At 49.0% G+C, this 4,735-nt stretch carries 6 protein-coding genes; 1 reads left to right on the forward strand and 5 read right to left on the reverse strand.

Annotation, left to right across the window (positions count from 1 at the left end):
• Window positions 1-645, forward strand: a 645-nt coding sequence (locus HOK28_07065) for a redoxin domain-containing protein (protein ID MBT6432834.1), incomplete at its 5' end; no start/stop codon positions are given.
• Between the two features lie 59 nt (window positions 646-704).
• On the opposite strand, the gene HOK28_07070 is transcribed toward HOK28_07065, so the two are convergent.
• The 5 genes from HOK28_07070 to HOK28_07090 form a co-directional block, all read right to left on the reverse strand.
• On the reverse strand, window positions 705-1,490 hold the full coding sequence (locus HOK28_07070) for a hypothetical protein (protein ID MBT6432835.1): 786 nt from the start codon (window positions 1,488-1,490) through the stop codon (window positions 705-707).
• A 9-nt stretch (window positions 1,491-1,499) separates the two neighbouring features.
• Window positions 1,500-3,152, reverse strand: coding sequence for a hypothetical protein (locus HOK28_07075; GenBank protein ID MBT6432836.1), 1,653 nt, complete (start codon window positions 3,150-3,152; stop codon window positions 1,500-1,502).
• Between the two features lie 6 nt (window positions 3,153-3,158).
• On the reverse strand, window positions 3,159-3,677 hold the full coding sequence (locus tag HOK28_07080; protein ID MBT6432837.1) for a TlpA family protein disulfide reductase: 519 nt from the start codon (window positions 3,675-3,677) through the stop codon (window positions 3,159-3,161).
• Window positions 3,677-4,333, reverse strand: coding sequence for a redoxin domain-containing protein (locus HOK28_07085; protein MBT6432838.1), 657 nt, complete (start codon window positions 4,331-4,333; stop codon window positions 3,677-3,679). Before HOK28_07085 ends, HOK28_07080 begins: the two co-directional genes overlap by 1 nt.
• Window positions 4,334-4,342: 9 nt before the next feature.
• The coding region (locus HOK28_07090) for a hypothetical protein (GenBank protein MBT6432839.1) at window positions 4,343-4,735 on the reverse strand (393 nt) is incomplete at its 5' end.

Below are 4,735 nucleotides of genomic sequence, written 5' to 3' on the forward strand. Positions count from 1 at the left end.
CACTTTCAACTCAAAGGCTGCTCCGCGATTCCAAGCTTCGGTGAATTTGGCGGTGGAGCGCTGGCTTGTGACCCAGAAAGCTGCACCGTAAATATAGACGGCTGCATGGAAAACTTCACCTACCCTCCAGGGCCATATGGCGCCACTCAAGGTATGGTTGCAGAGAACATGAAATTTGTTCCCGCCAACCAAGCGGCCATCGATCTCGCAGGCAACACAGAAGTTTTTGACTTAACCGCCCTGTATTTAAACAGCCCAGCCCATCAAGGTAACATCACGGCAGTCCTTCTCGTAGAAACTGCTGGTTGGTGTTATTGGTGCGGCGAAGAATCTTCTTATCTTAACGCTCTTTATAACGAGCTTAAAGATCAGGGGCTTTTGATTGTAGGTGTTGTTAGCCAAGACCAAAGCTACAATCCTGCAACGACTGAGTACGCAAGTGGCTACGCAAACGGCTATGCGTGGGAATTCCCTGCTGTCTCTGGAAGTCTAAACACCGGCTTCCGCGGCGCGGGCGGCATGCCCATCAACGTCGCGCTCAAGGTGACCGACATGAACTTCCACGACCAGTTCAATGGAGCTCTCCCCGAGACAAACATGCGTAGCTACCTCACCAATTTGGTAAACATAGCCAACGCACAATAAGTTAAGACTTGAAATTGAGAAAAGCCTGGGCGCGAGCCTGGGCTTTTTTTTTGTCTGATTTAAGTAGCGGACACGATGTAATCTGGAAGCACTTCACTGGCTTCTACCTTTGTAAAACCGTGGCTTTGTAGCACCAACCCAAAACCCTTTAAGTGTGCACGGCCCATAATGGCAAGTGCGGCTTGCTCACTGCTCTCTTCAAGCACCCTCACCAGTTGCTCACCCATATATCGATCACGTTCGTAGATAAGACCTGCCAGTGGGTGAATAAAAATTGCCCAACTGTGGTGCCGTAAAAGAAGCGAGGGAATCAGACCTGCCACAAAATACATTTCGTAACCCAGCACCCCCATCTCAAACCAATACGGCATCGGGTAATGAATGAGTAACCAGATACCCAGAGACATCGCTGGGGCAAATGAAGTTAAGCCAATCAAAGCCCACCAAGTGCGAATACCGGGCTTAAATCCCTTTTCAAGGGCCTCAGTTTTTCCGTGAGTCGCTGCCCACGCATCCAGAATGGTGGAACCCTTCACCTGATTCGCAGTGAGCTTACGAATCAGAAGTTGCGGGAAGACCAGTAGGAATCCAAGACACTTTGCAAAGGTGGTAGAGAGACTGGGTTGCCAAAATCGCATGCCCTCAACTGCCCGCAGCTCGAAAGCGTCGACCGCGCTTTTACCCAGCAGTTTGGCTCTCTTGAGTTTGAGATGAACCTCACCGAGAGTCACCACAATCTTGCCTGAGGGCGACTGCCAAAAACTTAAGCCATGGGTCTTGGATGCTACGGAAATAGCTTTAAGAGATGCGAGAGCCGCTTTGCTTAGCTGCGTGTTGGCCCCCATCATGTGCACCTAGAAGCGAGATACAACTTCTATACGCCCGCCAGCAAAAGGTGGGAACCATCGGCAAATGCCCGCGATGCATTTAAGACCACCACGCTGAGAACCACCGGTTGCGGTCACCTTCCAGCCATCGGCCACTTCTGCAGAAATCTGACCCGCGTAGAAGTATTGGAGTTCCTTAGTGCCGGTTGTAGAGGAGGCGTCTTGGCCACTTTGGTCAACATCATGTCCAAACTCAAAAGTGATGTCACCCAGACCTGATTTAAGAAGCGTTAGATATGTGCTGCCGCGAATATAATCTTCCGTCATACGGTATTCAGTATCGGTGATGGTTTGAATCGACCATTTACCGCTTACATGCTGAACCCAGTCGACATACAAAAAGAGCTTGTCTTTAATAACCTCGTCTTTTGTTGTGTCCACGGTGTTCCAAAAGCCCGACTCAACCTTGATACGTGAACCGCCTCCAGACCACTGCACGGAGCCGTAGGCCAGCAATTCATGAATGTCTCGGGACTCCCCGTTAAGTCGGTAAGCACCCTTAACGGCCAACGTGAGTTCGTGATCCTCGATATAGTATTCCAGTTGAGCAGAACCGCCCGTAACGTCTCTCACCGAAGTGATCTCGTCTTGCTGACGGACCAACGTGGGTGGACGCATGTTCAACGTTTTTTCACCAATAGGCCGCGCGTCACCGTTTACCAAAGAGCCATTTTGAATTCGGTTCGCGGTACCCGCAATGCGTTCACCCTGATCAAAATTATCAATGTGCAAGAGTTCAGTCGTTATCTGAAAATCACCGAGGAAAAAGTTCATGCCGGCAAAAGTCGACAGACCCAATTCGTTGGATTGTTCAGTAAGACTGATCTCTCCAAAAGTACTCACCGGTGTGCCTGGTGACTCATGCCTGCGCTGAGCATTGGCCTCAACATAGAGCCCAAACCAATCCGTTAAATCTGGTGCATCCAGATACATACCACCCGTCAAAAAGTTCTTAACCGGGATGTATTCCGCAGATTCACCTTCAGTGTTTGTGTACGACTCAATGGTTCTTACGTTTGGCTGATAGAAAAGTCCGTGCGTCCCGATATTGACCAAATCAAACCCGTTGTAGACATATTGAAAACCAGCCAGCGTATCGTCTTCTTCGTCATAGTAGAGCTTGGTAACAGGATCGAAATTGGCTTGGTTTCGATACCCGCCAAAGAGAGTCACCTTGTGACCCGATGCCGAGTAAATAAGTTCAGCCCCTCGAATGGCAGTATCTGCCGAAACCTCATCACCCTTACGAAATGAGAGCACGAGGCCGCGGCCAAGCTGCTTATAAAAGTCGCCCACGGTGAGCTTCCAGTCATCCATCTTGTAACCAATTTGCAAGCGCTCGGGCAGTATTTTGCCTTTGTACTTCGTGGTCGGCCGTTTCAGATAACGCCAAGCATCAATACGAATCAACGTCGAGATATCACCGCTGGAACCGACAATATTTAACCTGTTAACCGCGTAACCGTAGTTATCGTCATAAGGTTGGTCTGTGGTTGGACCATTCTTATTATCTGCATTCCATGCCGTCTCCAATGTATTGGTCACTTGGACACCTGCATGCGAATAAGCCGGTAGAGTCATGGCTGCCAGGAGGCAACTCACCAAAAGAGCACGTCTCATATTGAATTACTCACTTAGAAGAGTGTTGATCAGTGGCTTGTACTTTTCTTCATCGCCGCTCTTAAAGCCTTCGTGGCTATAAGCAAGTTTACCATCTTTATCGATGAACATCGCAAATGGCGTGGCACCCCGTGGGTTGAGAAGAGCTGAAACTTTACCTTCAGTGTCCAGTGGAACTGCAAATTTCCACTTCTTGCGCTTCACGATACTTTTCACTTTAGAAATCGTTTCAGGTGCATCCGTTGCCACCGCAATGATCTCGAAGTCTTTATCGGGATTGGCCTTCTTGTACTTATGCAAAAAGCTAAGCTCTTGTTTGCATGGCTCGCACCAGCTTGCCCAAAAGCTCACCGCCACGACCTTGCCCTTGTAGGAGCTAAGTTTGACGTCTTTTCCTTTAACATCACTAAGCTCAAAATCAGCCACTTCAGAACGTTTGTCTTTCGCAGCTAAACCATCGGCGAGAACTGGTGTACCGCTCAATACGAAACAAGCCAGAACGAAAGATGAAAGAGTTTTTCTCATTATAAATTTCCCTGAATCTTCTCATAAAGAGTATCGGTGGTAGCGCCCACATCAAGTGAAAGGATTTTCATGGTCTTGGCATTTACCAGCATCTGCATAGGAGCCATGCTTGTATTGTAATACCAGCCCATTTGAGTGCGCTCGTCTTCTAGAGCATCAAACGCAACGGCTGGGTCTGCCACCACAGGAAAGGTCAAACTGAACCGACTTTTCCAATCGCTGGCATAGCCAGAATTGGCCGGTACCAAGTTTTCATCTTCGAATAGGGTCACGAGTACCCGTAAACCATCTTCATAATGGTCTGTGTACCATTGCTCCAGATACGGCTGTTCCTCAATACACGCTGAGCACCAGCCCGCAGAAGTGGTAATCAAAAGCAGCTTAGCCCCTTCATCATTGTAGATATCAGCCAGAGAGAAATAATCTCCCTCACTGGTTTCAAAACAATGATTGATGAGAGTAGCACCCTGGATCTTACCGTAAGGACCTGCGGCATAGCTATCGCTTTGACATGCAGCATTCCCGGTAACAAGGGCAGGTAAAGCAACGGTATCATCGCCCACGCCGCTCTCTTCACCCAGATGCTGTCCACCGCACGAAGCTAACGAAAACGCAGCCAGTAAGCTGGCTGCCAATTTCAAATTCTTGACCATCATTGAATTACCTTACTGAGCTTTGTAAGCCATCCAAGTCATGCATGGCAAAACCACGTCTTCTGGAAACGTAATGGTTGCACCATCGGAAGCAACACTTCCAGTGCCTACGTTCGCAAGCTCGCCTTCAGGAATGTGCTCGCCGTCTGGCTTGTTACAAGCGATGCCGCCCAACGCGTAGAGGTCAACTGCTGTACCTGCCGCAAGACCTGTGGTGTTGGGGATACGCACGGGGAAACCGCCGCCAATCACATCACCTTCAGGTGAAAATCCGTAGAAGCCTTCAAAGCTAGAGGCATCTTCAGCAAAAACCAGGCTTGATGCGTTCGTGCCCGCTACATAAATACTGGATAGATTTGCGTACTTGCTGGCACCCGCAGACATCTTAGAAGGAACAACATCCAG

The organism is Deltaproteobacteria bacterium (assembly GCA_018668695.1).
Taxonomy (GTDB): Bacteria; Myxococcota; XYA12-FULL-58-9; order XYA12-FULL-58-9; family JABJBS01; genus JABJBS01.

What these genes read in the sequence shown, in the direction of transcription:
- HOK28_07070 (MBT6432835.1), bottom strand. Translation starts at nt 1,490, where the DNA reads ATGGGGGCCAACACGCAGCTAAGCAAAGCGGCTCTCGCATCTCTTAAA.
- HOK28_07075 (MBT6432836.1), bottom strand. Translation starts at nt 3,152, where the DNA reads ATGAGACGTGCTCTTTTGGTGAGTTGCCTCCTGGCAGCCATGACTCTA.
- HOK28_07080 (MBT6432837.1), bottom strand. Translation starts at nt 3,677, where the DNA reads ATGAGAAAAACTCTTTCATCTTTCGTTCTGGCTTGTTTCGTATTGAGC.
- HOK28_07085 (MBT6432838.1), bottom strand. Translation starts at nt 4,333, where the DNA reads ATGATGGTCAAGAATTTGAAATTGGCAGCCAGCTTACTGGCTGCGTTT.